This window comes from Actinophytocola sediminis (assembly GCF_054779715.1).
Map to the genome: position 1 here is coordinate 199,335 of NZ_BAAGXS010000018.1, position 26,352 is coordinate 225,686.

20 protein-coding genes are annotated in these 26,352 nt (G+C 70.8%); 11 read left to right on the plus strand and 9 right to left on the minus strand.

Going from position 1 to position 26,352, the window contains the following annotated elements; all coding sequences use genetic code 11:
* Position 1 precedes the first annotated feature (1 nt).
* Both ACYVIP_RS11255 and ACYVIP_RS11260 read right to left on the minus strand, forming a co-directional pair.
* A complete protein-coding gene (locus tag ACYVIP_RS11255) occupies positions 2-1,474 on the minus strand; it encodes a sensor histidine kinase (RefSeq protein ID WP_460394950.1) in 1,473 nt (490 codons plus the stop codon).
* Positions 1,471-2,157 (minus strand): response regulator, encoded by a 687-nt coding sequence (locus tag ACYVIP_RS11260; protein ID WP_460395217.1) that lies wholly within the window; start codon positions 2,155-2,157, stop codon positions 1,471-1,473. Before ACYVIP_RS11260 ends, ACYVIP_RS11255 begins: the two co-directional genes overlap by 4 nt.
* 203 nt (positions 2,158-2,360) lie before the next feature.
* Between ACYVIP_RS11260 and alr the strand changes: the two genes are divergently transcribed.
* Together alr and ACYVIP_RS11270 are read left to right on the plus strand one after the other, a co-directional pair.
* Complete coding sequence (gene alr, locus ACYVIP_RS11265; protein WP_460394952.1) at positions 2,361-3,521, plus strand: alanine racemase; 1,161 nt, start codon at positions 2,361-2,363, stop codon at positions 3,519-3,521.
* Entirely contained in the window at positions 3,514-4,539 is a 1,026-nt protein-coding gene (locus tag ACYVIP_RS11270) for a D-alanine--D-alanine ligase family protein (protein WP_460394954.1), read from the plus strand. Before alr ends, ACYVIP_RS11270 begins: the two co-directional genes overlap by 8 nt.
* Here ACYVIP_RS11270 and ACYVIP_RS11275 read toward each other — a convergent pair.
* Positions 4,536-5,705, minus strand: a complete 1,170-nt coding sequence (locus ACYVIP_RS11275; RefSeq protein ID WP_460394956.1) for a PQQ-dependent sugar dehydrogenase — start codon at positions 5,703-5,705, stop codon at positions 4,536-4,538. The genes ACYVIP_RS11270 and ACYVIP_RS11275 overlap by 4 nt on opposite strands.
* An 82-nt stretch (positions 5,706-5,787) precedes the next feature.
* A complete protein-coding gene (locus tag ACYVIP_RS11280) occupies positions 5,788-7,425 on the minus strand; it encodes a helix-turn-helix domain-containing protein (RefSeq protein WP_460394958.1) in 1,638 nt (545 codons plus the stop codon).
* 285 nt (positions 7,426-7,710) lie between these two features.
* Between ACYVIP_RS11280 and ACYVIP_RS11285 the strand changes: the two genes are divergently transcribed.
* The 3 genes from ACYVIP_RS11285 to ACYVIP_RS11295 all read left to right on the plus strand — a co-directional run bounded on the left by ACYVIP_RS11285 (position 7,711) and on the right by ACYVIP_RS11295 (position 10,898).
* A complete protein-coding gene (locus ACYVIP_RS11285; RefSeq protein ID WP_460394960.1) occupies positions 7,711-8,388 on the plus strand; it encodes a vWA domain-containing protein in 678 nt (225 codons plus the stop codon).
* A 1-nt stretch (position 8,389) separates the two neighbouring features.
* Complete coding sequence (locus ACYVIP_RS11290; protein WP_460394962.1) at positions 8,390-9,292, plus strand: protein phosphatase 2C domain-containing protein; 903 nt, start codon at positions 8,390-8,392, stop codon at positions 9,290-9,292.
* A gap of 130 nt (positions 9,293-9,422) precedes the next feature.
* Positions 9,423-10,898, plus strand: coding sequence for a protein kinase family protein (locus ACYVIP_RS11295; RefSeq protein ID WP_460394964.1), 1,476 nt, complete (start codon positions 9,423-9,425; stop codon positions 10,896-10,898).
* Here ACYVIP_RS11295 and ACYVIP_RS11300 read toward each other — a convergent pair.
* Positions 10,856-11,731, minus strand: a complete 876-nt coding sequence (locus tag ACYVIP_RS11300; protein ID WP_460394966.1) for a hypothetical protein — start codon at positions 11,729-11,731, stop codon at positions 10,856-10,858. The two genes, ACYVIP_RS11295 and ACYVIP_RS11300, sit on opposite strands and share 43 nt — an antisense overlap.
* Positions 11,732-11,740: 9 nt before the next feature.
* Positions 11,741-12,130 carry a hypothetical protein gene (locus ACYVIP_RS11305; protein ID WP_460394968.1) on the minus strand — a complete coding sequence of 130 codons (390 nt, stop codon included), beginning with the start codon at positions 12,128-12,130 and terminating at the stop codon, positions 11,741-11,743.
* 44 nt (positions 12,131-12,174) lie between these two features.
* On the opposite strand from ACYVIP_RS11305, the gene ACYVIP_RS11310 reads away from it, so the two are divergent.
* Positions 12,175-15,273 carry a CHAT domain-containing protein gene (locus ACYVIP_RS11310; RefSeq protein WP_460394970.1) on the plus strand — a complete coding sequence of 1,033 codons (3,099 nt, stop codon included), beginning with the start codon at positions 12,175-12,177 and terminating at the stop codon, positions 15,271-15,273.
* On the opposite strand, the gene ACYVIP_RS11315 is transcribed toward ACYVIP_RS11310, so the two are convergent.
* Complete coding sequence (locus tag ACYVIP_RS11315; RefSeq protein ID WP_460394972.1) at positions 15,242-16,150, minus strand: ornithine cyclodeaminase family protein; 909 nt, start codon at positions 16,148-16,150, stop codon at positions 15,242-15,244. The two genes, ACYVIP_RS11310 and ACYVIP_RS11315, sit on opposite strands and share 32 nt — an antisense overlap.
* Positions 16,151-17,339: 1,189 nt before the next feature.
* On the opposite strand from ACYVIP_RS11315, the gene ACYVIP_RS11320 reads away from it, so the two are divergent.
* From ACYVIP_RS11320 to ACYVIP_RS11335, 4 genes are all read left to right on the plus strand, one after another.
* Positions 17,340-17,966 carry an LUD domain-containing protein gene (locus tag ACYVIP_RS11320; protein ID WP_460394974.1) on the plus strand — a complete coding sequence of 209 codons (627 nt, stop codon included), beginning with the start codon at positions 17,340-17,342 and terminating at the stop codon, positions 17,964-17,966.
* Between the two features lie 67 nt (positions 17,967-18,033).
* Positions 18,034-19,281 carry an APC family permease gene (locus tag ACYVIP_RS11325; protein WP_460394976.1) on the plus strand — a complete coding sequence of 416 codons (1,248 nt, stop codon included), beginning with the start codon at positions 18,034-18,036 and terminating at the stop codon, positions 19,279-19,281.
* Positions 19,282-19,323: 42 nt separating this feature from the next.
* Positions 19,324-20,274: a VWA domain-containing protein gene (locus ACYVIP_RS11330; RefSeq protein WP_460394978.1), complete on the plus strand. Its 951-nt coding sequence runs from the start codon at positions 19,324-19,326 to the stop codon at positions 20,272-20,274.
* Between the two features lie 16 nt (positions 20,275-20,290).
* Positions 20,291-21,250, plus strand: coding sequence for a VWA domain-containing protein (locus ACYVIP_RS11335; protein ID WP_460394980.1), 960 nt, complete (start codon positions 20,291-20,293; stop codon positions 21,248-21,250).
* 160 nt (positions 21,251-21,410) lie between these two features.
* Here ACYVIP_RS11335 and ACYVIP_RS11340 read toward each other — a convergent pair whose 3' ends face one another.
* The gene (locus ACYVIP_RS11340) at positions 21,411-22,571 is read right to left on the minus strand and encodes an alpha/beta hydrolase family protein (protein WP_460394982.1); all 1,161 of its coding nucleotides are present in this window, start codon (positions 22,569-22,571) and stop codon (positions 21,411-21,413) included.
* A gap of 369 nt (positions 22,572-22,940) precedes the next feature.
* On the opposite strand from ACYVIP_RS11340, the gene ACYVIP_RS11345 reads away from it, so the two are divergent.
* Positions 22,941-26,084 carry an AfsR/SARP family transcriptional regulator gene (locus tag ACYVIP_RS11345; protein ID WP_460394984.1) on the plus strand — a complete coding sequence of 1,048 codons (3,144 nt, stop codon included), beginning with the start codon at positions 22,941-22,943 and terminating at the stop codon, positions 26,082-26,084.
* 18 nt (positions 26,085-26,102) lie between these two features.
* Here the strand turns inward: ACYVIP_RS11345 and ACYVIP_RS11350 are convergent, their stop codons facing one another.
* A complete protein-coding gene (locus tag ACYVIP_RS11350) occupies positions 26,103-26,309 on the minus strand; it encodes a hypothetical protein (RefSeq protein WP_460394986.1) in 207 nt (68 codons plus the stop codon).
* Positions 26,310-26,352 lie beyond the last annotated feature (43 nt).

The window sequence follows — 26,352 nt, forward strand, 5'->3', positions numbered from 1 at the left end:
GTCAGTCGCCCAGTGCGGTGTGGGGCCTGCCCCACACCGCACTGGTGGGTTCCTGGTCACGCGGCAGGATGAGGGTGAACACGGCGCCGTCGTGGTTGGTGACCTCGATCCGGCCGCCGTGCAGCGCGGCGTTCTCGTGCGCGATGGCCAGGCCGAGGCCGCTGCCCTCGGTGTGTTGGCGGGCGTGGTCGCCGCGGACGAACCGGTCGAAGATGTACGGGGCCAGCTCGGCGGGCAGCCCGGGGCCGGAATCGGCGACGGTGACGGTGATCCGGGTGGCCGCGCGGCGGTCGACGGTCACCGTGATCGGCGACGCGCCGTGGCGCACGGCGTTGGTCACCAGGTTGCGGACGATGGTGTGCAGCCGGCGCGGATCGCCGACCATGGTGGGATCGTCCCCGGCGTGGTCGACCTGGACGGCTGTCTGTGGCGCGCTGATCGCGACCGCGTCGGTGGTGAGGGCGTGCAGGTCGAGGTGTTCTGGCCGGAGCTCGGCCGCGCCCGCGTCGAACCGGGACATCTCCAGCAGGTCCTCGACCAGGGTGCTCAGCCGCCGGACCTGGGTGCCGAGCAGTTCCGCGGAGCGCGTTCGGTCCCATTCGTCGGCACTGTGCAGGCCGTCCGTGGCGGCGATCATGGAGGCGAGCGGGGTGCGCAGGTCGTGCGCGACGTCGGCGATGAACCGTTGCTGCTGCTGGTCCTTGGCGCGTAGTTGGGCGATCGACTCGCTCAGCCGCTGGGCCATGGTGTTGAACGAGCCGGCCAGGTCGGCGAGCTCGTCGCGGCCGTGCACCAGCAGTCGGGTGTCCAGGGCACCGGCGCCGAGGTCCCTGGCCGCCGCGGCCGCGGTGCGCACCGGTCGTTGGATGCGGCGCGCGGCCAGCACGCCGATCACCGCGCCGAACAGGGTGACCGCCACCGCGACCGCGCCGAGTTGCAGGCGCAGCGCGGCGAGTTCGTGGTCCAGCTTCTCGGTGCTGTAGTACTCGGCGAGCAGCAGGTCCGGGCTGACCTGGCCGATGATGATCAGTCGCTGGCCCGTTTCGGTGTCCGCGGTGTAGGGCACCGGCCGCGTCGCCGTTCGTGCTTTGTCCACTGTGGAGATCGGGAGTTGCCCGTGATCCCACCGTTCGGTGGTCGCGCCGACGGTGTATCTCCCGTCACGCACGGTGGAGACCTGGCCGGAGGTTGGTCTGAAGTTGAACAGTGCCCAGGTGACCCCGAGCCGCCCGCGCATGTAGTCGGCGACGTGGTCCACTTTGGAGGCGTCGACCCGCGCCGGATCGGTTGAGCGGTGTTTGCGCGCCTGTTGGGCATCGGAGACGAACCCGGCCATGGCGGCGGTGGTGAACCGGGCCCTGGCGGCGTTGGCCTGTAGTTGGTAGGGGACCAGCGCCATCACCGCGGTCGCGGTGAGCGTGACCGCGGCGATGGTCAGCGCGATGCTGGTGCGCAGGCCGAGACGCCACCTCACGGCTTGGCCAGGCGGTAGCCGAGCCCCCGGATGGTGCGCAGCAGGGTGGGGTTGCCGGGGTCCGGTTCGATCTTCGCGCGGAGCCGGGCCACCGCGGCGTCGACCAGCCGGGAGTCGCCGGCATAGCCGTAGTCCCACACGCGCCGGAGCAGGTTCTGCCGGGTCAGGACCTGTCCGGGGTGGTCGGCGAACTCCAGCAGCAGGCGCAGCTCGGTCGAGGTGAGGTGCAGCTCGACCCCGCCCTTGGCCACCGCCATGGCCGTGCTGTCGATCTCCAGCTCGCCCAGGGTGAGCACGGCCCGCTGCGGCTGCGCGGAGGTGACCCGGCGCAGGATCGTCTTGACCCGCGCGTCCAGCACGCGTGGCTCGGCTGGTTTGACCACGTAGTCGTCCGCGCCACCCTCGAGCCCGACGACCATGTCCACCGGGTCGCCGCGGGCGGTCAGCAGGATCACCGGAACCGTGTCCCGCGCCCGGATCCGCCGGCAGACCTCGAAGCCGTCGATGCCCGGCAGCATCACGTCCAGCAGTACCAGGTCGACCGGTGTCTGCCGGCCGAACAACGTCTCCATGGCCTGCTCGCCGGTGCCGGCCACGTCGAGTTCGTAGCCAAGTGCCCGCAATGCCCGGGACAGGGTCTCGGCCAACACGGCGTCATCCTCGACCAGCAGCAGCCGGGGCACGGTGAAGCTCCCTCGCTGGTTGACGGCAGGTCGAGCCACGACCATATACCACATCCCCCAGATCCGGACCAGATCGCGAACCGTGGCCACCGGGTTCTGTCGAGGAACGGTCACATTACGCGCACTCGCCGACGACATTCGTGGCGCAGGATCGACGCCAATGACCATGATCACCCGTACCTAGGATCGGTTTGACAGTCCACATGCGATACACCGGCGGGTACGCGGAGCTCGTGGTCGACCTCGATGCCATCGCGCACAACACCGCGTTGATCGCGGGCACCGCCGGCACGCCCGTGCTGGCGGTGGTGAAGGCCGACGCGTTCGGCCACGGGCTGCTGGAGGTGGCCCGTACCGTGCTGGCGCACGGGGCGGACTGGCTCGGGGTCACCACCTGTGCGGAGGCGCTTCGACTGCGCCGGGCCGGGATCACCGCGCCAGTGCTGAGCTGGCTGCACCCCCACGACACGGACTTCGCGGCCGCCATCGAGGCCGGCATCGATCTGTCGGCCAGCTCCACCCGGCATCTGCGGCACATCGCCAGCTGCGCGGCCGGCACCGCCGGCACGGCGTCCGTGCACCTCAAGATCGACACCGGGCTGCGCCGCAACGGCGCGCCGGCCGAGGAATGGCCGGCGTTGGTCGCCCTCGCGCGCAGGCTGGAACGCGCGGGACTCGTGCGGGTGCGCGGTGTCTGGTCGCATCTGGTGCATGCCGGCGACCCCGGGGGAGCCTACGTTCGGCGGCAGGTCGAGTGGTTCGACCAGGCGGTCGCCGTCGCCCGCGCGGCCGGGCTGGAGCCGGAGCTCAGACACCTCGCCAACTCCGCGGCGGCGTTGGCCGCGCCGCACTGCCGCTACGACCTCGTCCGGCCGGGCATCGGGCTCTACGGCGTGGAACCCGTGGCGGGCCGGGTTTTCGGCCTGCGTGGCGCGATGACCTTGTCCACGCGCAACATCCTGGTCAAGCGGGTGCCCGCCGGTTCCGGGGTGTCCTACGACCACGACTACGTCACCACCCGGGACAGCACGCTCGCGCTGGTGCCCATCGGCTACGCCGACGGTGTGCCCCGAGCCGCGGGTGGGCGGGCGCAGGTGTGGAGCCGGCACCGCCGGCACCCGCTGGCCGGCCGGATCGCGATGGACCAGTTCGTGGTGGACCTCGGCGACCACCCGGCCGAGCTCGGCGACGAGATCGTGGTGTTCGGTCCGGGGGATCGGGGCGAACCGACGGTGGTCCAGTGGGCGGACTGGGCCGGCACCATTCCCCACGAGATCCTCACCAGTCTCGGCAACCGGATCCCGCGCCGTTACCTCGGCCTGTCGCCGGTGGCGGGCCAACTCCAGGAGGCAACCCATGAGTGACTCGCCGACCAGGGTCGCCGTCGTCTTCGGCGGCCAGAGCGGCGAACACGACGTGTCGTGCGCCTCGGCCGCGAGCATCCTCAGCCACCTCGACCGCAGTCGGTACCGGGTGAGCACGGTGAAGATCACCCAGGACGGTCACTGGGCCGTCAGCGCCGCCGGTTCGACCGACGTCCCGCGACCGGCCAAGGGCGACCAGCTGCACAGTATCTGCGACGCGTTGGCCTACCTGCGTGGTGTCGATGTCGTGTTCCCCGCGCTGCACGGCCCCTACGGTGAGGACGGCACCATCCAGTCGGTGCTCGAGCTGGCGGGGATTCCCTATGTCGGCAACGGTGTGCTGGCGAGCGCGGTCGGGATGGACAAGGAGCACACCAAGAAGCTCCTCGTCGCCGCGGGCATTCCGGTCGCGGACGGGGTTGTCCTGCGCGTGCACCAGCAGACCGTGTCCTCTGTGGACCGGGACCGGCTCGGGTTACCGGTGTTCGTCAAACCCGCGCGGGCCGGTTCAAGTCTCGGCGTGTCCAGAGTGGACTCATGGGATCAGCTGGCCGCCGCCGTCGGCGTCGCCAGGCGCAGCGACCCGAAGGTCCTGGTGGAGCAGGCGATCCACGGTCGGGAGATCGACATCGGCGTGCTCGAGATGCCGGACGGGGAGCTCCGGGTCAGCCCGTCACTGGAGATCCAGGCGCCGGCGGATCGACCGTTCTTCGACTACGAGGCCAAATACCACGACTCGACCACGGCCTTCCAGATCCCCGCACCCCTCGACCAGGACACCCGCGCTCGCCTGGAAGACGTCGCCCGCCGGGCATTCACCGCGCTGGACTGCGCGGGACTCCTCCGTGTCGACTGCTTCGTCGACGACGAGGGCACCCCACTCGTCAACGAGGTGAACACCTTTCCCGGCTTCACCGCCGCGTCGCAGTATCCGAGAATGTGGCACGCCACGGGCCTGCGGTACCCACACCTGCTGGACACCCTGATCACCACCGCGCTCGCGGCGCGGCTGAACTAGGGCGCGCGGGTGAACGTGACCTCGTACAGGCTGCCGAACTCGTCGATCGCGTACGGTTCGCCGCAGGCGTCGGTGGCCAGGGAGGTGAGCCACTCGGGGAACACGCCGATGGCGCCGCTGGTGTACGTGCCGTCGGGGTTGGCGCGCACCGCCCAGGCCGACTGGCAGTAGTCGCCCGCGATGTAGGTGTCGGCGACCAGGTCCGCGTATTTCTGTCCGCTGTAGACGAAACCGCCGATCACCGCGCAGCCCTCGGTTCCCGAGCGGTAGTGGAACACCGGCGCGGTGTACTCGGCCGCCGGGTCGCACCGGGTCTCGTCGAACACGTGTGGGCCCTCCATGCACGACCAGCCGAAGTTCACTCCGCCAGCACCGGCCGCGATGTGGTTCACCTCCTCCGCCCTGCCCTGGCCGACGTCGGCGATCCACAGTGAACCGTCGGCCTGGTCGAAGGAGAACTTCCACGGGTTGCGCAGTCCCCACGACCAGATCTCCGGCCGTGCCCCGGAGACCCCGACGAACGGGTTGTCCGCCGGCACGCAGTACGGCAGCTCACCGCACGCGGCCCGCACGTCGATCCGGATGATCTTGCCGAGCAGGGTGTCCAGGTTCTGGCCGCTGCCGAAGGGATCGCCGCCGCTGCCACCGTCACCGATGCCCAGGTACAGGTAGCCGTCCGGCCCGAAGCTCAGATGGCCACCGTTGTGGTTGGCGAACTCGGCATGCTCCTGGGTCAGCAACACCTGCTCGGCACCGGTCCCCAGGTCGATCCGCGACAGGGTCACCGCACCGTCGGGCAGTGCCGTGTAGGCCACATAGACCGTCTTGCTGCGCGCGAAGTCCGGCGCGGTCGCCAGCCCGAGCAGTCCACGCTCCTGTTCGGACTCGTTGATCCGGTCGGTGATGTCGAGCACCGGCTGGGGATCGAGCCCCGTGCTGGGATGGAAAGCCCGTACCCGCCCCGGTTTCTCGGTGATCAGCAATCGCCCGTCGGCCAGCCCCACGACGGAGGTCGGCTGCTCGAGTCCGGTCGCGACCTCGACTGTGCCCACCCGTATCTGGTCGATCGGCACCTGGTCGGCCGGCGCCGCGCCCGCGGCACCGCCGAGGCCGAGCACCGCCGCCGCGGTGACTGTGGTGATCGCCAGCAAACCTCGGCGTGCCATCCCCGACCTCCTAGGTCAATGGTCTAGACAACCATTGACTGATTGAACCAGGTCGGCGGCGCGCGCGGTAGACCCCGACGGCTCAGCCGAGCCGGAGCAGGATCGGGCTACCGGTCACGGTGACGGTGTCCTCGACCGCCGCCCGGTGCCCGTCGAGGTCCTCGACCGACGTGGTGCCCGGCGCGGCCGCGACCTGGAGTCGCCGGTCGATCGCCCACCAGATAAGGAACATCTCGCCGTCGCGGTCGAACCGGCACTGCCACAGGTTGTCCGGCAACCCGGCCTCGCGGCCGTGCCCGCAGGAGTGGATCCGGCTGTCGGCCAGCCATCGCTGCAGACGCTCCACGTGCTCGGCCGCCTTCGTCCGCGGCCCGCCGACCGGCTGGAGCACGATCGGGATCTTGGCGCTGCCCCAGTTGTAGAAGTACATGCGGCGGTACTGCGCGTAGAGCCCGGACAGGTAGAACCGCACCGCGTGCTGGGCGCTGCGGTCGGCGTCCAGCGTCGGCTGGGTGTTCACGTCGTAGGCCGAGCCGGTGCTCCACATGTCGATCCCGGCGTTCGCCCGGTGCAGGACCTTCTCGATCTCCTGGGCCAGCGGCAGCATGGTCTCCGGCGGGTCGATGTCGGCGCGCGCGGACAGCTTCACCGCGGCGGCGTCACAGTGGTCGTAGCCGCCGAGCTCGGCGAACCGCCGCAGCTCCTCGAGCGCGGCCGGGTCCCACAGCTCACCCATCGACGGGCACACCACGGTCGCGGCCGGGTCCACCGACCGGATCACCGCGCTCGCCCTGCGGGTCAGCTCCACCAGCTCGGCCACCGACCCGCTGAAGAACGACGGGTGGTTGGCCAGGTCCCACAGCTCGTAGGCGTCGATCCGGCCGCGGTAGCGCACCACGACGGCGCGCACGAACCGGTCCCAGTCGGCGAGGTCGTCCGGTGGGCTGGCGCGGGAGTCGTCGGTGTACACCGACTTGGGGCCGTTCGGGCTGGCCCAGGACGGGGTGCCGGCGAAGGTCAGCACGATCGGCAGGTCGGCGGCGCGCGCGCCGTTCACCAGCCGTTCGAGGGTCCTCCAGTCGTACTGCCCGCGTGCCGGCTCCAGGTTCTGCCACCGGGTGCGCGAGTTCCACAAGCGCACCGACCCGACCAGGAAGGTCGGCATCTTCCCGGTGTTGGAGTTCGCCGTCACCCCGACGAACTCCGGTTCGAGCCGCCGAGGCGCGTTGGTCCACATCGGTGCCCGGATCCCGTCCGACTCGGCCGGCGGCGGCCCGGTCGGCGGGGAGGCGAGGCTGCCACTGGAGATCAGCACGGCCACCAGCACCACGACGAGGCTCACGGTGGTCAGCACCCGCCCGCGGGAGTACCACGGCCGGCCGGCGTCGGGCGGCTCATCGGCGTCGGCCGGGACGTCGGCCGGGATCGTGGCCGGCGCGTCGACCGGGATCAGCGCGTCCGCGGTGGTGTCCCGGTCGAGGTCGGCGCGCTCCCACAGCCGGTACAGCTTCGCCAGGTCCTCCCGGTCGGCCTGGCACGCGGTGGCGATCGCCTCGATCGGTGCGAAGGTCGTCGGCACACTCAGCCCGGTGCAGTAGCGGTGCACGGTCGAGCGGCTCAGATGGGCCTTGCGGCCCAGCTGTTCGTAGCTCAACCCGCTGCGCCGCTTCAGCTCGGTGAGCGCCGCGGTCAACGCGGCCGCCGTCCTGTCAGTCGCCATACCCCTCGCCTGCCCTCCTCCCAGAGTGCGGGTCAGTGTCCCATCGATGGTCTACCGCTCGGCGCGATATCCATGATCACGTCCCATGACCCGGTGTTCAAGCAGGTCAAATGGGGTGGGATCGTCCCGTCGTCCCATCATGGACGGTGTCGGTTGCATGGGAGTGTCATGGTTCCCGTCCGTGAACCGTGACCCCATAACCGTCAAGAAAGTCCTCAACTGGTGGTAGATAGAGGTTGTGGCGTGCGGGAGTGCGTCGCGTGACCACTAGCAGAGGGACTGAGCGTGACGGAGAACCTGGGGAACGTCCTGCCGGTGTACGTGGTGGCCGACGAGTCCCTGTCGATGAGTCCGGTGGTCGACGAGCTCAACGCGGGGCTCGCGGCACTGCATCGAGCGTTGCTGCGGGAACCGATGGCCGCCGCCAAGGTGCGGTTCACCATTCTCGGCTTCTCCGAGGATGTGCAGGTCCGGCTTTCCCTCGCCGACCTGCGTACCGAGGAGGCGCTGCCGACGCTCACCACCAGGACCAGGACCAACTACGGCGCCGCGTTCCAGGCGCTGAGCGACCAACTGCCCAAGGACATCAACGATCTGAAGGCGGCCGGCTACGCGGTGTACCGGCCGGCGGTCTTCTTCCTCACCGACGGCCAGCCGAGCGACGAGCCGGCATGGCGCACGTCGTATGCGACGTTGACCGACCGGGCGATCACCAAGGCCGCGCCGAACATCATCGCCTGCGGGATCGGTGAGGCGCAGGCACACACGATCGTCGACATCGCCACCCGGCCGGAGTTCGCGTTCGTGGCCACGCCCGGCACCGAGCTCGGCCTGGCCATCGCGGAGTTCAGCGTGGCGCTGACCAAGAGCATCGTCGCCTCGGCCAGGGCGGCCGTCGACGGGCAGACCGAGCTGGTCGTCGAGCGGCCGAACAACTTCGTGATGGCGATCGACGTTGTCTGATGTGCCAACGGACCTCGGCTGGTCGCCACTGGTGATCGGCACGCCGGTCGCCCGGTTCGAGCCGAGGCCGCCGCGGTCGCGCACCTACCGCCCGGACACCGTCGTCGACGGCTGGTCGACCGGCGGGCTGGTGGTGCGCGGCGGTTCGGTGCGCGGCTACCAGCATCGCCACGACGGCACCCCCCGCCAGGACGACTTCGCGATCGCCTGGCACGAGGGGACGGGCGCGGTGGTGGTCGCGGTCGCCGACGGCGTCTCGGAGGCCGAGCTCGCCCACGTCGGCGCCACCCTGGCCTGCCGGACCGCGATCGACCAGCTGCTGCGATGGCTCGACGGCGGCGGCGATCCCGGCGCCCCCGACTGGCAGGACGTGCTGCGCTGCGCGAGCTGGGCGCTGGTCGAGTTCGCCGCCGGCCAGCCGGCCGCCGGACCGGACGAGCAGGACGCCGAACGTGCCGAACGGCTGCTGGCGACCACGCTGGTGGCGGCGGTGGTGCTGGCCAACGAGGACGGGTCGGCCACGGTCACCGCCGCGCGGGCGGGCGACTCGACCGCGTGGCTGCTGCGCGGGCAGGACTGGACCGAACTGTTCGCCGCGGGCGACGCGGACGCCAACGGCGAACTGCTCGCCACGTCGGTCACCGCGCTGCCTCGGCTGTCGGCGGAGGTGGCCACCGCCACGGTGACCCTGCCCGCCGACGGCGTGCTGCTGATCGGCACGGACGGCGTCGGCGTCCCGGTCGGCGACGGTCGTGGCCTGGTCGGCACCGCGCTCGCGACCGGGGTCGCGTCCCCGCCGCCGCCGCTGGACTTCGGCTACCTGCTCGACTTCTCCCGCGAGACCTTCGATGACGACCGCACCCTGGTCGCGGTGTGGCCACCGGGCAACCCCGAGCCGACATGACCCCTCGTGCGTCGACCCCGAACTCACATCAACCCGAGTGCTTCTCATCCGCACCTCAGGGGAACGTGATGCGACTCAGCCACAAGTACGTGCCCCAACAGAACTGTTCGTTCCCAACGCGACCAACACCATGAATCCCGGGGAGGCGGTACAGGAGATCGATGTCGCCGCGCTCGGACCGTTGGAGCGGATCGCCGGGGGTGGGCAGGGGCTGGTGTACCGGCAGCGGGACGCCCCGGACGGCCCGGTGTACAAGGAATACCTGCCGCGCGTCGTGGACGACCTTGATGTGACGGCGTTGCGCGCGTTCGTGCGGTTCGCCGCCGAGCTGGACGACGACGACCGGGGTGCGCTGCTTGGCCGGGTGGCCTGGCCGGAGGTGGTGGTGCGCCGCGACGGGGTGGTGCGCGGTTTCCTGATGCGCCAGGTGCCTCCCGAGTTCCGCACCGAGCTGCGCTTCGCCGGCACCCGTAGCGAGGAGCTGGCCACCGCCCAGTTCCTGCTGAACCCGCAGGAATACCTGGACAAGGTCGGCCTGCGGGTGACCGAACGGTTCCAGGTGGAGTTCCTCGCCGACACCGCGGCCGCGCTCGCGTTGCTGCACCGGCTGGACATCGCGGTCGGTGACCTGTCGCCGAACAACCTGCTCTTCAGCCTCACCACCCAACCCCGGTGCTTCTTCGTCGACTCCGACAGCATGCGCCTCGGCGAGCATTCCGTGCTGCCGCAAGGGGAGACGCCGGACTGGCGGGTCGGCGACCTTGGCGACGAGGAGCTGGGCACCGAGGCGAGCGACGTCTACAAGTTCGGGCTGCTCACCGCCCGGCTGTTCGCTGGCGACCAGCACACCACCGATCCCGCGCGGATCCCGGTCCGGCTGCGCAGACACGTGAAGTGGTGCCTGGCAACCGATCCCGGGCGTCGGCCGGGAGCGGCGGAGTTGCTCGAGCCGCTCGGCCGCGCGCTGGCGCGGGTGCGCGACACCCCGCCACCGGACCAGCGGTCCGAACCGATCCCCGAACAGCGGGGCGCGCGCCAACCTCGGCCGGCACCGGCGGCGACCCGGTCATGGGGCGGCGGCGCGATCGCCTTCGTGTTCGGTGCCCTGGCGTTGGTCGGCATTGTGGTCGCCGGGGTGTTCAACGACTCGGGCGGCGGCGGGACGACGACCGGGGGCGTTGGCGCGCTGCCACAGATCTCCTCGATCCCGTACCCGTACCCGACCTTCGACACCTATCCGACCTACAACGTCCCGCTGCCGACCTACTCGTTCCCGGACCTGGTGCCCGTGCCGCCCGCGCCGTTGCTGGTCTGCCTGGCCGACACCAGCAGTGGCAGCGGCGTCGCCGGCGGACCAGGTCTGGAGTCGGCGCGCGACGCCGTCGGGAGCCTGTGCACGACCTCGGCGGCCGACCAGTGGCCGTCGCTGCGTCCGCACACGCCCTACTCGGCGGTGACGATCGTGGGCTTCTTCGGCGAGGGCACCGCGTCCCCGACCGCGACGGTCGACCTGACCAGTGAGGACAGTCGTTGCTGGCGAACGAAAGTCGGGTTCGACGCCGGCTACCGGGTGCTGTCGGTCGGCCCGCTGTCGGCCTGCGGTTGAGGAGTGGCGCCCTTGTGCAGCTGGTCGTTGATCGCGTCGGCAACCCTCGGCGGCAGCGGGCTGCCCTCCTCGACCGGGTGGCCGAGAGCCGTTGCGAGCGCCCGATGTTGAAGGTCCACAGTGGATTCGATGGTGTCGCAGAACACCGCGACCGCGACCCGGCCCCGCCGCCAGCCCGCGAGCGCGGACAACAGCGCCAACACCACCGCCGGCCACCAGATCGCCGCGAGCACCAGATAGGTCGCCGACCAGCCGACCAGCGTGCTCGCCACGTCGTAGCGTGCCCGCGCCTGCTGCACCAGCGTTCTGGTGTCCGCGTCGATCAGCTGCCAGATCCTCGGCCACACCAGGCCGAGCGACAGTCCGTACTGGGCGAAGACCCGGGCGTCGGTCAACTGCAGCCGATCGCCGATCCAGGTCGGGGTCGACGGCAGGAACGCGGCCGGCAGCCTGGTGCCCGCACTGGCCAGCGCGGCGACCCGCCGCTCCCGCCGCCGCGCGGTACGCGTCCGCGCGACCCGGTCGAACCGGGAACCCCAACGGCCGGACCACAACCGGCGCACCGCCGCACCGGCCGCCTGCGCGCAGGCGCTCGCGCCGATCGCACCGGCGACCGCCAACGCCCCGTACACCAGCGCCTCGGCCGGCCGGTCGGCCAGCGCCGCGCCGGTCTCGCGCACGGTGGTGGCCAGCCCGAGCACGCCGAGCGCCTTGGCGTGTCCGAAGTGGACGGCCAGTGCGGCGGTCAGCAGCCACAGCGCGCCCGGCCCGAGCGTGGTCGTCAGCCACCGGTCCGGCAGCCGCCTGGTGATCTCGCCGATCAGCGCGGTCATCGCGATGACCTACGAATCCCTGCTGGTGAACGACATCTGCTCGCCGGTCAGCCAGCAGCGCGGCGGCCGGCCGTTGTCGTCCCGGCCGGCGCGACGCCGGCAGCGGCGCAGCGGGCAGTGGTAGTCGCCGACCAGCGAGGGCACCGGCCACAGGTCGGCGACCGCGTCCCCCGGGTGCACGCCCCTGGCGTCGGTGCCGGCCGGCCTGTCGAAGGTCAGGTCGAGCCGCGCGCAGACGACCACCGCGGACTCGCCGGCGAGCAGGTCGGCCAGGTGCATGTCCAGGGTGTCGACCCAGAAACCGGCCTCCGCCCGCTCGCGCAACGCGGGCAACGCCGCGCACAGCGCCGCGAGCAGCTCGCGTTCCGGTGTGGTCGGTCCCGGCCGTTCAGCGGTCACCGTGCGACTGTACTGGCCGCCACCGCGACGAACACGCCGATCGGATGAGCGGCACCCCGGCGGAGGTCCTGGCCGACCTGTCGGCCAGGCTGCGCAGCCACGACCAGGACGGTCAGCGAGGGGTGTTGCTCGACCAGCCGGCCAACGAGCGGGCCGTCGCGTTGTGCGCGACGGTACTGGCCAGTCGGGAACACCGCGCGGACGCGACCACGCTGCGGGTGCTCGGCGAGTGGTTCCGGCGCCGCTACGCGGTGTTGCCGGCGGGGGCCGGGCAGGCCGACCTGCGTTCGGCGCGGCTGTGCGCCGGGCTGCTGCGCGATCTCGGGGACCCGGTGCTCACCGAGCGGCTGGCCGACTTCGACGGCGACCAGCAGCTCGCGATCCGCACCAGCGAGACGGCGATGGCGCTGCTGGACGACTTCGACCTCTCCGGCGACGTGCGGCAGGTAGCCTCCGCCGGCTCGCTGATCAGTGAGCTGAAGGGGATGCTGGCCCCGGACCACCCGTTGCGCGGTGAGCTGCTCGTCGTCGGCGGTCAGCTCGCCGCGGCCATGTTCACCATCCACGGCGACCCCGCCCACCGGGACGACGCGGTGCGCGCCGCGCGGGCCGCCGTGGCCGGCGCGGACCCCGACGATCCGCGCACCGTCGACAAGATCGTCCTGCTCACCCACACGTTGCTGACCCGCTACGACGACAGCGCCGCGCTGGCCGACCTGGACGAGGCGCAGGCGTTGGTCGAGCGGCTGGTGGCCGAGCACGATGATCCGCCGCCGCCCAACGCGGTCGCGATCCTCGCCATGGTGCTGCGCACGCGGTTCGACCGCACCCGGCGAGTGTCCGATGTGGACCGGGCGATCGTGGTGTGCCGGGACGCGATCGCCACCACCCCGTCCGGCCATCCGTCGCTGGTGTTGTTGCAGCAGAGCCTGTTGGTCTGTCTGTTGCGGCGCGCCGAGCACCTCGGCCAGGAGGCCGATCTGAACTCGGCGATCGACATCGCCAAACGTATCCGGTCGGAACTGGGGCCGGCGGGCCCGATCCGCTGCGCCACGCTCACCAGCCTCGCGGTGCTGCTGGTGTGGCGCTACGCGCGCACCCAGGCACGGGCGGATCTGGCGGAGGCGGCCGCGCTGAGCGAGGAGGCCGTCGCGCTGTCGGCGAACCTGCGCGGCATGCGGCACGTCGCGCTGGCCAACCACGTCATCGTGCTGTGGTTGCGGTTCATGGACGAGGGCAGACACCAGGACCTGACCGACGCGATCGAGCTCTGCCGGGAGGCGTTGGCGGCGAGCACGCGCAGTGTGGTGCAGGTCGGGGTGAACCAGTCGATGCTGACCCGGCTGCTCACGCTCCAGGCGAGCGTCAGCGGCCAGACCACGCGGCTGGCCGAGGCGCTCGAGGTCGGCCGGATGTCGGCCGCGCGGTTCAGCCCTGGTCATCCGCTGCGGGCGATGGCGTTGGCCGACCTGGCCGGGGTGTACCGGCAGCGGCATCGGTTGGCCGGCGACCGGGCCGACCTCGACGCGGCCGTCGGGTTGTGGCGGGCCGCCGTGCACTCGCCCGCCGGCAAGCCCGGGGTGCGCATGCAGGTCGCTGGCGCGTGGCTGGACGCCATGTTCGGCGCGGGTGACCTGGCGGCGGCGGCCGAGCCGGCCAAGGCGCGGGTCGACCTGCTGCCGGTGGTGGCCTGGCGGGGGCTCGACCGCACCGGCCGCGAGCAACGACTGGCCGGGCTGGGTGAGGTGGCGTCGGTCGCGGCGGCGCTGGCCATCGAGCTCGGCCGCCCGGAGCAGGCAGTGGAACTGTTGGAGCAGGGCCGGTCGGTGCTGTGGGCCCAGGCGATCCAGACCAGAAGCGACCTCTCGGCGCTGCACGCCGCCGCGCCCGCGCTCGCCGCCGAACTCGACGACACCCGCAGGGCACTCGACCGGATGAGCGCGCTCGCCGAGGCGGGCGGCGCCACCGACCGGACGGCGCACGCCTACCGTGAACTGGTCGAGCGGTGGGAGACGCTGCTCGCCGATGCCCGCGCGGTCCCCGGCTTCACGGATTTCCTTGGCACCGCGCCGTTCGAGACCCTCCGCACGGCGGCGGCCGGCGGCGCGGTGGTGATCGTGAACGTGGCCAGGCCCCGGTGCGACGCGCTGATCGTGCGGGGTGACGGGGTGCGCGCGATCGCCCTGCCGTGGCTCACCCTGGACAGCGTGCGCCGCCGGGCGGCCGGGCTCCTCGGCGCGATCACCGAGCTGGAGACCGGTGCCGGCCCGGCGACCACGAACCTGCGCCAGACCCTGGGTGCGATGGCGCGCTGGCTGTGGGACACGGTGGCCGCGCCGGTGTTGGACGTGCTCGACGCCGACGACCCGGACCGGGCGGCGCCGCACCGGGTGTGGTGGTGTCCGACCGGCCCGCTGACCCTGCTGCCGTTGCACGCGGCCGGCCGCTATGGCACGCGTATCCGCCAGACTGTGCCCGATCGCACCGTTTCCTCGTACACGACAAGCCTTTCCGCGCTGCTGCGGGCCAGTCGCCACGCGGCGCCGGGCAACGCGGCGACCATGGTGACCGTCGGCATGCCACACACGGAGGGCAAGGCCGACCTGCCCGCGGTGGCGCGGGAACTCGACCACATCGGCGCGACGGTGCCGGGCACGCGGTCGCTGGTGGGTGCCGCCGCGACACCGGACGCGGTGCTCGCCGAACTCCGCCGGCACCGGTCGGCCCATTTCGCGTGCCACGCGACCCAGGATGTCGCGGAACCGAGCCGCGGCGCGCTGCATCTTGCCGGCGGTGACCTGTCGGTGCGGCAACTCGCCACCCTTGACCTGACGGACGCCGAGCTGGCCTATCTGTCCGCCTGCCGCACCGCTGGCGGCTCGATGGACCTTGCCGACGAGGCGATCAACCTGGCCGCCGCACTACAGTTGGCGGGCTACCGCAACGTGATCGGGACTTTGTGGTCGGTCGCCGACCAACACGCGGCGGCGGTGGCCAACAGTGTTTATCGCGCGCTCGGCGGCGCGACGGGCGACCACGCCGCGGCACTCGCCGCCGCCACCGCCGAACTGCGCGCCCGATTTCCCGACCGACCGGACATCTGGGCACCGTTCATCCATCTGGGCGGGTCCCGTCCCGAGTAAGGACCGCCTCGGCGATGACCAGGTCCTGCCAGGACATGCCCACGCTTTTGAATACCACTGGGCGGTCGCCGGGCACGGAGACCGCGCCGGTGACGACCTCGCGCATCGCCACCAGGTCAGCCGATTCCAGTTGGCCGTCGGCGATCGCGAGTACCACGTCGCCGGCTTCGCGCAGGGCCGTGGGAATGTCCTCGACGACGACGGTCGCGCGACCGAGCAGCGGTCCGTCGAGTTCCCTGGCGTCTGGCTCGTGCGAGCCGACGGCGATCACCACGACGTCCTCGCGCAGCAGCGCCGAGTCGAACACCGGCGATCGGGCGGAGGTCGCGCAGACGACGACGTCGGCCGACCGCAGCGACGCGTCGGCCGGTGGGGACCCGAGTACGACAGCGGGCAGCGGTGTCCTGGCCGGGTCGCGGACCAGGTAGGCGAGCGTGTCGAGCGGGCGCAGGGCGGCCAGTGTGGCGGCGTGCCCCGTGGCCTGCGGACCGGTGCCGACGATCGCGACCCGCAGTGGACGCTCCGGGAGTCGCTCGAGCACGGCGGCGACCGACACCGCCGGGGTGCGCAGTGTGGTCAGCGCGGTGCCGTCAAGGACCGCGCGCAGTTCCAGGGTCTGCCGGTCGAAGAGCAGATAAGTGGCCTGGATGCGCGGCAGCCCGGCCGCCGGGTTGTCCGGGGCGACGGTCACCACCTTCACTCCGGCCCCGGTCGGGGTCTCCGCCGGCATCAGCAGGAACTGGCCGCGCGACAATCCGGTCGACGTGCGCGACGGGCTGGCGGCCGGGTCCAGTCCGCCCAGCAGGGCATTGGTGATGGCCCGGACGGCTTCGGCCGGTCCGAGCGCGGCGACTTGAGCCGTGTCGAGGTATCGCATGGGGGATTTGGCCACTGTGCCAGTACACCGGATCGCGGCACCATCTCCGAAAGGGAGGTTTCCCGATCCGCGACGGGTGGATGGTCGCACTGAGAAAGTTCTCGAAATTTTCTGTCCCTCGCCATCTCCAATGTTTAGGATAGAATATCCATCAGCTGCTTATGGGGGCGAGTGTGTCGTGTTCAAGAGTTTTATCGCGTGGCTCGACTCTTATGTCTCAGGCGAAGAACCGTCCGCGGTGTTCAAGACACTGGTAAGCTTAATGACCTTCACTGGCTTGTTGGGGACTATTTTTGGTAATCAAGCGATTCGACTTGGCGCGTTTATTGTTTGGTCTTGTTTGTTGCCTCGATTATGATCATGTTCCTTGTTGATCGTCGTCGCCTTCTGCGTGAATCGTCAACATACTTGGATTTGCTGACTCGTTATTGTAATTTTATGATTGAGCATCGCGTCAGGCCGGCCATTCGGGTGGATGAATGGAAGGAGGTTGTCTATGTGCAACCTAACGGCGATGTGCGGGAGGTGGCAAGATTGCGTGTGGTTGCCTTGCAGGAAGAGGTCTGTTCGATTAAATTAAGATCCGGTAGTGGATGGGCTCAACCGGAGAGATACCTGCGAAGAGTGCGATTGGTGGCTCGTGGTGTGGCTCCGAATGGTACCGGTGGGCCGCGATTGAATGTTACCAGGTCCTGGGTGTCGAGTAGTGCCATGTTGTACATTCTTCATCTCCATGAGCCAATCCGAAGGGGTGAGGAAGTTTGCTTTGAGGTCGTAAGAATGTGGCCGGCCAAGTGTCAGCCGCTTATGCGCTTGAATAAGGCTGAGAGTTTCACTTGTCGAGTGAGTGAGCGCCTGGATATTAGATCTGTAAAATATCGGGTTGTCTTGCCGTCTGGGGTTGAGGCGGTGCACGAGCCGATAGGGTTTGCGGAGGCGGGTCAGCAAAGTTCAATCGCCGTATCATTCGATGAAGAAATGCGACAGGTGTTCACTTGGTGTGCTAATAATATGCCGGCGCACAGGACGCTTGGAATGAGATTAGAGCTCAAGTAGCCGCGTTCTGTGCGTCGAGTGCAGTTGTTGGTGACATTGGGTGCGCGCTGCCGTATGGACCGCGGCACTGGCCGCCTGACATCTCACGGTGCTGATTCGTCGGGCTGGCAGTAGCGAACTCAAGGAGGTCCATGTGACAACCCACGTTCCATCAGCGCTGTTCACCCATCCGGCGTCGGCCGAGCAGGTGGCGCGCGCGGCCACCGCGCTGGCCGAGCACGGCTTCGTCGTCGAGGTCCTTGATGACGTGGCCGCCGCGCGGGTCAGGGTGGGGGACCTGATCCCCCAGGGTGCCAGCGTGCTCACCGCGGCCAGCGAGACCCTTCGGCTGTCGGGCATCGACGAGGACATCAACGCCAGTGGGCGGTACCAGGCGGTCAAGCCACGGGTGTTCGGCATGGACCGTGTGGTCTGTGCCGACGACATCCGGCGGCTGGCGGCCTGTCCGGACGTGGTCGTCGGCAGTGTCGCCGCGGTCACCGAGACCGGGTCCATTGTGGTCGCTTCGGCCAGTGGGAGCCAGATCCCCGCCTATGGCGGCGGGTCCCGGGCCATCTGGGTCGTCGGCGCGCAGAAGGTGGTGCCCGACCTGGAAACCGCGCTGCGGCGCGTCGACGAGCACGCGCTTCCACTGGAGACCGAGCGGGCCAGGGCGGCCTACGGCCAGCCGAGCGCGGTCAACCGGCTGCTCGTGCTCAACGCGGAACACCTGCCCGGCCGCGCCACCGTCCTGCTGCTCCGCGAGGCCATCGGGTTCTGACGGGAGCATCCGCGGCGACCACGGTACGGTCACCTCGCCGAAGTACCTGCGCGCGCGGGAGCGACCGATGACCGAACGTCCCGACGAGCTGCGCAGGCGTCTCGGGCTGCTGGACGCGGTCGTGATCGGGCTCGGGGCGATGATCGGCGCCGGGATCTTCGCCGCGTTGGCCCCCGCCGCCATGGCCGCCGGGTCCGGGTTGCTGGTCGGCCTGGCGATAGCCGCGGTGATCGCCTACTGCAACGCCACCTCCTCCGCCCGGCTCGCGGCCAGGTACCCGGCCTCCGGCGGCACCTACGTCTACGGCCGCGAACGGCTCGGTGAGTTCTGGGGTTACCTGGCCGGCTGGAGCTTCGTGGTCGGCAAGACCGCCTCCTGCGCGGCCATGGCGCTGACCGTCGGCGCCTACGTCTGGCCGGCACACGCGAACGCCGTCGCGGTCGCCTCGGTGGTCGCGCTGACGGCGGTCAACTACGGCGGGGTACGCAAGTCGGCCGTGGTGACCCGGGTGCTCGTCGCGGTCGTGCTCGCCGTGCTCGCGGCGGTCGTGGTGGTCGCCTTCGCGTCCGGGCGGACGTCCATCGCGCATCTCGGTATCGGGGGTGAGGTCACGGTCTTCGGGGTGTTGCAGGCGGCTGGGCTGTTGTTCTTCGCGTTCGCGGGGTATGCGCGGATCGCCACCCTGGGGGAGGAGGTGCGTGATCCGGCCAGGACGATTCCGTTGGCGATTCCGGTGGCCTTGGGGATCACGCTGGTCGGGTACGTGGTGGTCGCGGTCGCCGCGCTGGGGGTGCTTGGGCCGGAGCGGTTGGCGTTGGCGGGCGCTCCGCTGTCCGACCTGGTGCTGGTTGCCGGTGTGCCGTGGCTGGAGCCGGTGGTGCGGGTCGGCGCCGCCTGTGCGGCGCTCGGCGCGTTGCTGGCGTTGATTCTCGGGGTGTCGCGGACGACCATGGCGATGGCCAGGGACCGGCACCTGCCGGCCGCGCTCTCGGCGGTGCACCCTCGGTTCGGGGTGCCGCATCGGGCCGAGGTCGCGGTCGGGGCGCTCGTCGCGGTGGTCGCGGCGGTGGCGGATGTGCGGGCGGCGATCGGGTTCTCGTCCTTCGGGGTGCTGGTCTACTACGCCGTGGCCAATGCCTCGGCCTGGACGCTCTCCCTGGCCGAACGACGGCCGCCCCGGGTGGTCTGCGTGGTCGGGTTCGGCGGCTGTCTGCTGTTGGCCGCGACGCTGCCGTGGACCTCGGTCGTGGCGGGCGCCGGGGTGGTGGGCCTCGGCGCGGCCGCCTACGCGGTGCGGGTGCGATCGGGTCACTGAACGTTCACGCCGAGTCGACACTCCCGCGGTTACGTTGACCGCATGCGAGATCTCGCCTCGCCCGGCGCCTTCTGGTTGGTGGCCGTGGTGGTCGCGGTGGCGGCGGGCTACGCCGTGGCGCTTCGGCGGCAACGGACCTCGCTGTCCCGGTTCGTGCGCCCGGAACTGCGGGACACGGTGGTACGCGGGACATCCCGGTGGCGTCACCTGTCCTCGGCGCTGGTGCTGGTGGCGATGTTGCTGTTGATCGTGGGACTGGCCGGGCCGACGGCCACCCAGCGGGTGCCGCGCAACCGGGCGGTGGTCATGGTGATCGTGGACACCTCGCCGTCGATGGCGGCCACCGACGTGGCGCCGAGCAGGCTGGCGGCGGCCAGGGAGGCGGCCGAGGCGTTCGTGCGGCGGCTGCCCAAGGGGGTGAACGTCGGGTTGGTGACCTTCGCCGGCGCGGCCACCGTCGACCTCACCCCGACCACCCGCCACGACACCGTGATCAAGCGAATCCGGGCCGCCGCCGTACACCGCGGCACCGCGAGCGGGGACGCGCTGGCCGCGGCGCTGACCACGGTCACCCAGGTCGGCCAGCTGCTCGCCGACGACCAGGGCCCCGCCCCGGCCAGGGTGATCATGCTGACCGACGGCAAGGAGACCTCCGGGCGGCCGATGGCCGACGTCGCGGTCGAGGCGGGCCGGACCGTGCCGGTCGACACGATCTCCTACGGCACCGCCACCGGTGAGGTCGAGATCGACGGCCAGCGGATCGCGGTGCCCCCGGACGACACCCTGCTGCGGGCCGTCGCCGAGGCGACCGGCGGCCGGTTCCACCAGGCGGTCACCGCGCCGGAGCTGGCCGAGGTCCACCGCGAGCTCGGCGAGCAGGTTGGTTACGAGAACCGGCGCGGGGACGCGAGCAAGCCGTGGTTCCTGGCCGGCACCGGCACCCTCATGTTGGCCGCGGCCAGCGGACTTCTGCTGACCAGGCGGGTGCCATGAGCCGGCGGAGGTCACGATGATCGACGGTTTCGCCGCGCCGGGGTTCTTCGCGTTGCTGGCGTTGGTCGGCGCGCTCGCGGCCGGGTACTGGCTGGCCCATCGCCGAAAGCACCGAGCGGTGCTGCGGTTCGCGAACCTCGCGGCGCTGGACCGGGTGGCGCCCAGGATGCCGTGGTGGCGCCGGCACGGGTCGGCCGCGCTGGTCGCGGTCGGGATGCTGCTGTTGATCGTCGGGCTGGCCGGGCCGACGGCCGCCGAACGGGTGCCGCGGGGGCGGGGCGTGGTGGTGCTGATCCTGGACGTCTCGCCGTCGATGCGCGCCACCGACGTCGAGCCGAGCCGGTTGGTCGCCGCCCAGGACGCGGCGGTCTCGTTCGTGCGGAACCTGCCCGGTGGCATCAACCTCGGGTTGGTGACCTTCGCCGGGACCGCGACCGTGGAGGCCACCCCGACCACCCGGCACGAACTGGTCGTCGACCGGATCCGTGCGGTGCGGGTGCACCACAGCACGGCCACCGGCGACGCGCTGACCGCCGCGCTGGCCACGATCCGGCAGTTCGCCGACCTGCTGGCCGACGAGAGCGGCCCGCCGCCCGCGCGGGTGATCCTGCTCAGCGACGGCGCGCAGAACATCGGCCGCGATGCCGAACAGGTCGCCGGTGAGGTCGCGGCGGCGGAGGTGCCGGTGGACACCATCTCCTACGGCACCAACCACGGCCAGGTCGAGCTCGAGGGCGACCGGGTGCAGGTGCCGCCCAACGACGAGCTGATGTGGCGGATCGCGGACATCACCGGCGGCCAGTACCACAAGGCGACCACCGCCGAGCTGCTCGAACAGGTCTACGCCCAACTCGGCGAGAACGTCGGTTACGAAACCCGGCAGGGTGACGCGAGCAGACCATGGTTCCTGGCCGGCACCACCGCCGTCATGGCCGCCGCGGCGACCGGCCTGGTCCTGACCCGCCGCACCCCCTGACCAGTGCGATGAAGGACGCCTTCATCGCACTGGACGCAGTGAAGGGCTCCTTCGCTGCGGTGGATGCAGTGAAGGGCTCCTTCGCTGCACTGGGCGCAGTGATGGGTCCCTTCGCTGCACTGGGCGCAGTGATGGGACCCTTCGCTGCGGTGGGGGCGTGTCAGCCGATGAAGGTCACTTCTGGGTAGGTGGGGGATGGGGTGGTGAGGAGGGGTTGGGGGATGTCGCGCAGGTGTAGGTCGAAGAACGCTCGGACGTAGGCCCTGGTGATGGCCTGGCCGCGGTCTGCCGGGGTCTCCGCGCCGGTGTCGAGGCCGAGTTGCTCCATCACCAGCCCGATGTCGGTGAACGACGGGTGCACCATGCCCTCCACCACCAGCCACCGCCGCCAGCCGGTCAGCAGCTCCCAGTCCCGCTCCCAGGACTCGGCCGCGCCGCCGGTACCGGGGGTGTAGGCGTCGGCCCGGCCGAGGAACAGGAACGGCTTGGCCAGTCCGGCCTCGGGCAGCGGCACGAGCGTCGAGCCGTCGATGTCGACACCGGCCAGGACCCGATGGTCGGTGGCCAGGGTCACCAAGGACGCCGCGCCACCGACGGAGTGACCGCCCATGGCGATCCGCGACGGGTCGATCATGGCGGCACCGCGCCACTTCGGGTGCCGGCCGGTCAGCTCGTCCAGCACGAACGACACGTCGGTCGCCCGGCCCCGCTCCAGCTTCAGCCAGAACGCCTCGTCGTAGGACCCGCAGGCGGTGCACGGGGTGACTCGCCCGTCGGGGAAGGTGGTGGCCACGTTCTCGTAGGTGTGGTCGACCACCACGACGATGTTGCCGTGGCTGGCCAGGTCCTCGGCCAGCGCGCTGAGCGTGTGGCGCGGCCGCTTGAAGCCCGGCGACAGCACGATCAGCGGCCGGCTGTGCGCCCGCCCGACCGGGCGCGCGTCGACCACGGCGTTGGTGCGGGTCGCGGCGAGCAGTTCGGCCGGCACCGTGGTGATCTCGGCCTCCTCGAGCACCGCTCGCGCCTCGGCGACGGTCAGGTGCTGCTTGGTCTGCCCGTGCGCGTCGGCCGTCGGGTAGAAGAGCTGGACCATGAGTTCCCGATAGGCCACCGACGGCACCCACGGGTCGGGGCGCGAGGTGTCCTTCAGGTACAGCGCCGTGGTGCCGACCGGGTGGCTGCCGGTCGGGGCGGGGAGCTGAGCTGGCTGGGTCACGGTGTCCTTCGCCGGGTCCTCGGCGCTCGACGCCGTGGACTGGACGGCCAGCAACGCCAGGGTGAGTGTGACGGTCAGTGCGGTTCCGATGGTGCGGCCGCGCATGGTTCCCCCATTTCCGGGATGGAATGTCAGTGGTCGGCAGGAACCTAGAAGCCGACGACCGGACACCACGTCCGTCCCGGTATGCAGTTTGGGCGAAGCCGTCATCCCGTGGATGTACGCGGAGCCGCGATTAGCCCACGCGATAAACTCGGCATGAATTCCGCGACAATTGTCTCCCGTTTCCTCTTGGAGATTAGAGCCGTCCACCGTAGGCCCAATTGATGATCATGTCCAGACGTACCACAGTCCGGCGTGCATGAGCAAATTTTGCCGATCATAGTCCCAGATCGCATAGCGTTGTTGTGCCCGGTTCGGGGGCGTCCGATAGGCTTCACCGCCGAGCAGGGGCCTGCGTTTGGGAGATGAAGTTTGGTCCAGAACACGGTGCGCCTTCGACTGCTTGGGCCGCTGGCCCTCTCCCGCGGTCGGCAGTCGATCAACATCGGTGGCGCCCGCCAGCGGATCGTGCTGTCCATGCTCGCGCTCAATCCCGGCCGGGTCATGTCCACCGGGCTGCTCGTCGACGCGGTGTGGAACACCGCGCCCCCGTCCACCGCCCGTGGTCAGGTCCAGTTCTGTATCTCGGCGCTGCGCAAGCGGTTCGCCGAGGCCGGCGAGCCGAAGGCGATCATGACCGACCCGGCGGGCTACCGGTTGGCGACCGGGTCGATCGTGCTGGACAGCGTGCTGTTCGCCGAGCAGGTCGCGGTCGCGCGCCGGCAGGAGACCCAGGGCCGGCTCGCCGAGGCCGAGGGCACTCTCCGCGCGGCACTCGGGCTGTGGCACGGTGTCGCGCTCGCCGGCATCGAGAGCGACCTGGTCCGCCGGGGCGCCGCGGCGCTGGAGAACGCCCGGCTCTCGTGCGTCGAGGAGCAGGTTCGGCTCAACCTCGCCCTCGGCAGACACGAGGAGATCATCGACCTGTTGTTCGCGCTGGTGGACGAGGAACCGTTGCGGGAGCGGCGTTACGGGTTCCTCGTCGTCGCGCTGTACCGCGCGGGGCGCCAGGCCGAGGCGCTCGAGGTCGTGCGCCGCGCACGGGCCGTGCTGGTCGAGGAGCTCGGTGTCGAGCCGGGCCCGGAGCTGCAGAGTCTCGAGGCGGCGGTCCTCAACCAGGCACCCTCCCTCATGCTGGCCGAGGAACGCCAGGAGGACGCCGGTCCCCGGGTGGCCCTGGCCGGGCCGGACCAGCCTGCCCGGCTGGTGCCACGGCAACTGCCCGCGAGCACCGCCGACTTCACCGGGCGGGAGGAACAGCTCGCCGAGATCCGTGACCTGCTGCTCGGCGGCGGCGACCAGGACCGGGGACAATACGCGATGCGGATCGTGGAGATCGCCGGTAAGGGCGGCGTCGGCAAATCGGCGCTGGCCATCCGGGTGGCCCACGAGCTCACCGACGCCTTTCCCGACGGCCAGCTCTACGGCGAGTTCCACGGCTCCGGTGACGACCATGCCGGCAAGCTGTTGACCCGGTTTCTCGGCGCGCTCGGCGTCAGCGGATCGGCCATTCCGGACGACCCGCAGGAACAGTCCAAGCTGTATCGCACGCTGCTCGCCGACAAGCGGGTGCTCGTGGTGCTCGACGACGTGACCCGCGACGAGCAGCTGCGGCTGCTGGTGCCGGGAAGTCCCACCTGCGCGGTGATCACCACCAGCCGGATCCGGATCGGCATGCCGTCCGGCGCGCACGGCATCGAGGTCGAGTCGCTGGACACCGACCGCTCGATGGACCTGCTCGCCAAGATCATCGGACGCCAGCGGGTCGAGTCCGAGCACGACGCGGCGGCCAAGCTGGTGAGCTTCTGCGGCGGGCTGCCGCTCGCGCTGCGCATCGCGGGCGCGCGGCTGATGTCCAAACCGTCCTGGCCGATCGCGGCCCTGGTGCGCAGGCTCGAGGACGAGACCAGCCGGCTCGACGAGTTCAGCTATCGCGGCTTCGAACTGCGGTTCAACATCGGGCTCAGCTACGAGGAGCTCAGCGACCGGGCCAAGCGGCTGTTCCGGCTCTTCGCGCTGGTGCGCGCGCCCAACTTCCCCGGCTGGATCGCCGCGGCGCTGCTGGACACCGACCTGTTCGACGCGGAGAACGTGCTGGAGAGCCTGGTCGACGCCAAACTGTTGGACACCACCGAGTATCAGGGCCAGCACGTCCGGTACCGCTTCCACAACCTGATCCGGGTGTACGCGCTGGACCGGCTCACCACCACCGAGTCCCGGGCGGAACGCGACGCCGCGCTGCGCCGATTACTCAGCGCCTGGCTCGCGCTCGCCGAGCAGGCCCACCGGGACGAGTACGGCGGTGACTTCACCATCCTGCACAGCGCCGCGCCCCGCTGGCGGCCACCGGGAACCGGCCAACGGGCCGACCTGCTCGCCGAGCTGCGCGTGCCGGGCAACTGGTGGGAGATCGAGCGACACGCGCTGGTGGACGCGGTCCGGCAGGCGGCGGCGGCCGGGTTCGACGACCTGTGCTGGGACCTCGCGCTCACCGAGGTGACGCTGTTCGAGGCGAAGGGCTACTTCGACGACTGGCAGGAGACCACCCATCTCGGGCTGGAGCTGGTCGAGCGGGCGGGCAACCGCGACGGCGAGGCGGCGATGCTCTACTCGCTCGGCACGCTGCGGATGTTCCAGAAGCGGCTGGTCGAGGCCAGGCAGTTCCTCGGCTCCGCGATGACGATCTTCACCGAGACCGGCAACGTGCACGGCCGCGCGCTGGTCACGCGCAACGAGGCGATCGTGGACGGCATGGTCGGCGACGTCGCCGCCATGCACGACAAGTACATCGACGCGCTGGCGCTGATGCGCTCGGTCGGCGACCGGATGGGGGAGGCGCAGATCCTGCGCAGCCTCGCGCGGTTCCGTATCGACGAGGGGGACACCGAGGACGGCAGGCGGATGTTGGGCACGGCCCTGACCATCTGCCGGCAGGTGCGGTGTGTGCGGGGCGAGGCGCAGGTGCTGTACCAGTTCGCCCACCTGCACCTCGGCGTCGAGGAGTTCGCGGCCGCCGGCGGCAAGTTCACCGCGGTGCTGGGGATCGTGCGCGAGATCGGCGACCGGATCGGGGAGACCTACGCCCTGCACGGGCTGGGGATCACCCGCTACCGGCAGGGCGAGCTCGGCCAGGCGGAGTCGACGCTCGGCGAGGCCCTCAGCGCGGCGGGCCAGGTCGGCGAGCGGCTGGTCATGGGGCAGTCCCGGCTCGGGATCGGGGAGATCCGGCTCGCCTACCACGACCGGTGCGGCGCGGCGGAGCACTTCACGGCGGCGGCCGCGCTCTTCGACGAGTCGGGATCGGTGCTGTGGCACGCCAAGGCGCTGGTCCTGCTGGCGACGGCCCAGGCCGGGCAGGGCGGCGTCACCACGGCCGCCACCACAGCTGTCGTCGGTCGCGCGCGGGAACTGCTGGTCGGGTTGGCGTCCAAGGAGGCCGCGCGTTGGCTGGCCCGCCTGGACGCGCTGCGGCCGGAGCTGCCAACCGGCGAGTCACCGGCCGCCGCCAGGACCTGATCGCCGGGGTGAACCGCCCTACCAGTGCATGTCGCCGCCCTCCCGGGGTGGCTCGCCGTCGGACCTCGGGGTCGTGTCGGTGACGTCGTCGCCGGCCGAGGCGGACAGGGCGGCGCCGGGCGGCTGGGCCGCACTCACCGAGGCCGAAGCGACCGCGCCGCTGGTCGCGATGACACCGGCCAGCCCGATGACCACGATCGCGATCTTCCTGGTTCCGTTTCGCATGCCTCGTGTCCCTGTCCGTTCGTTGTCGGGTGTCGGATGAGCC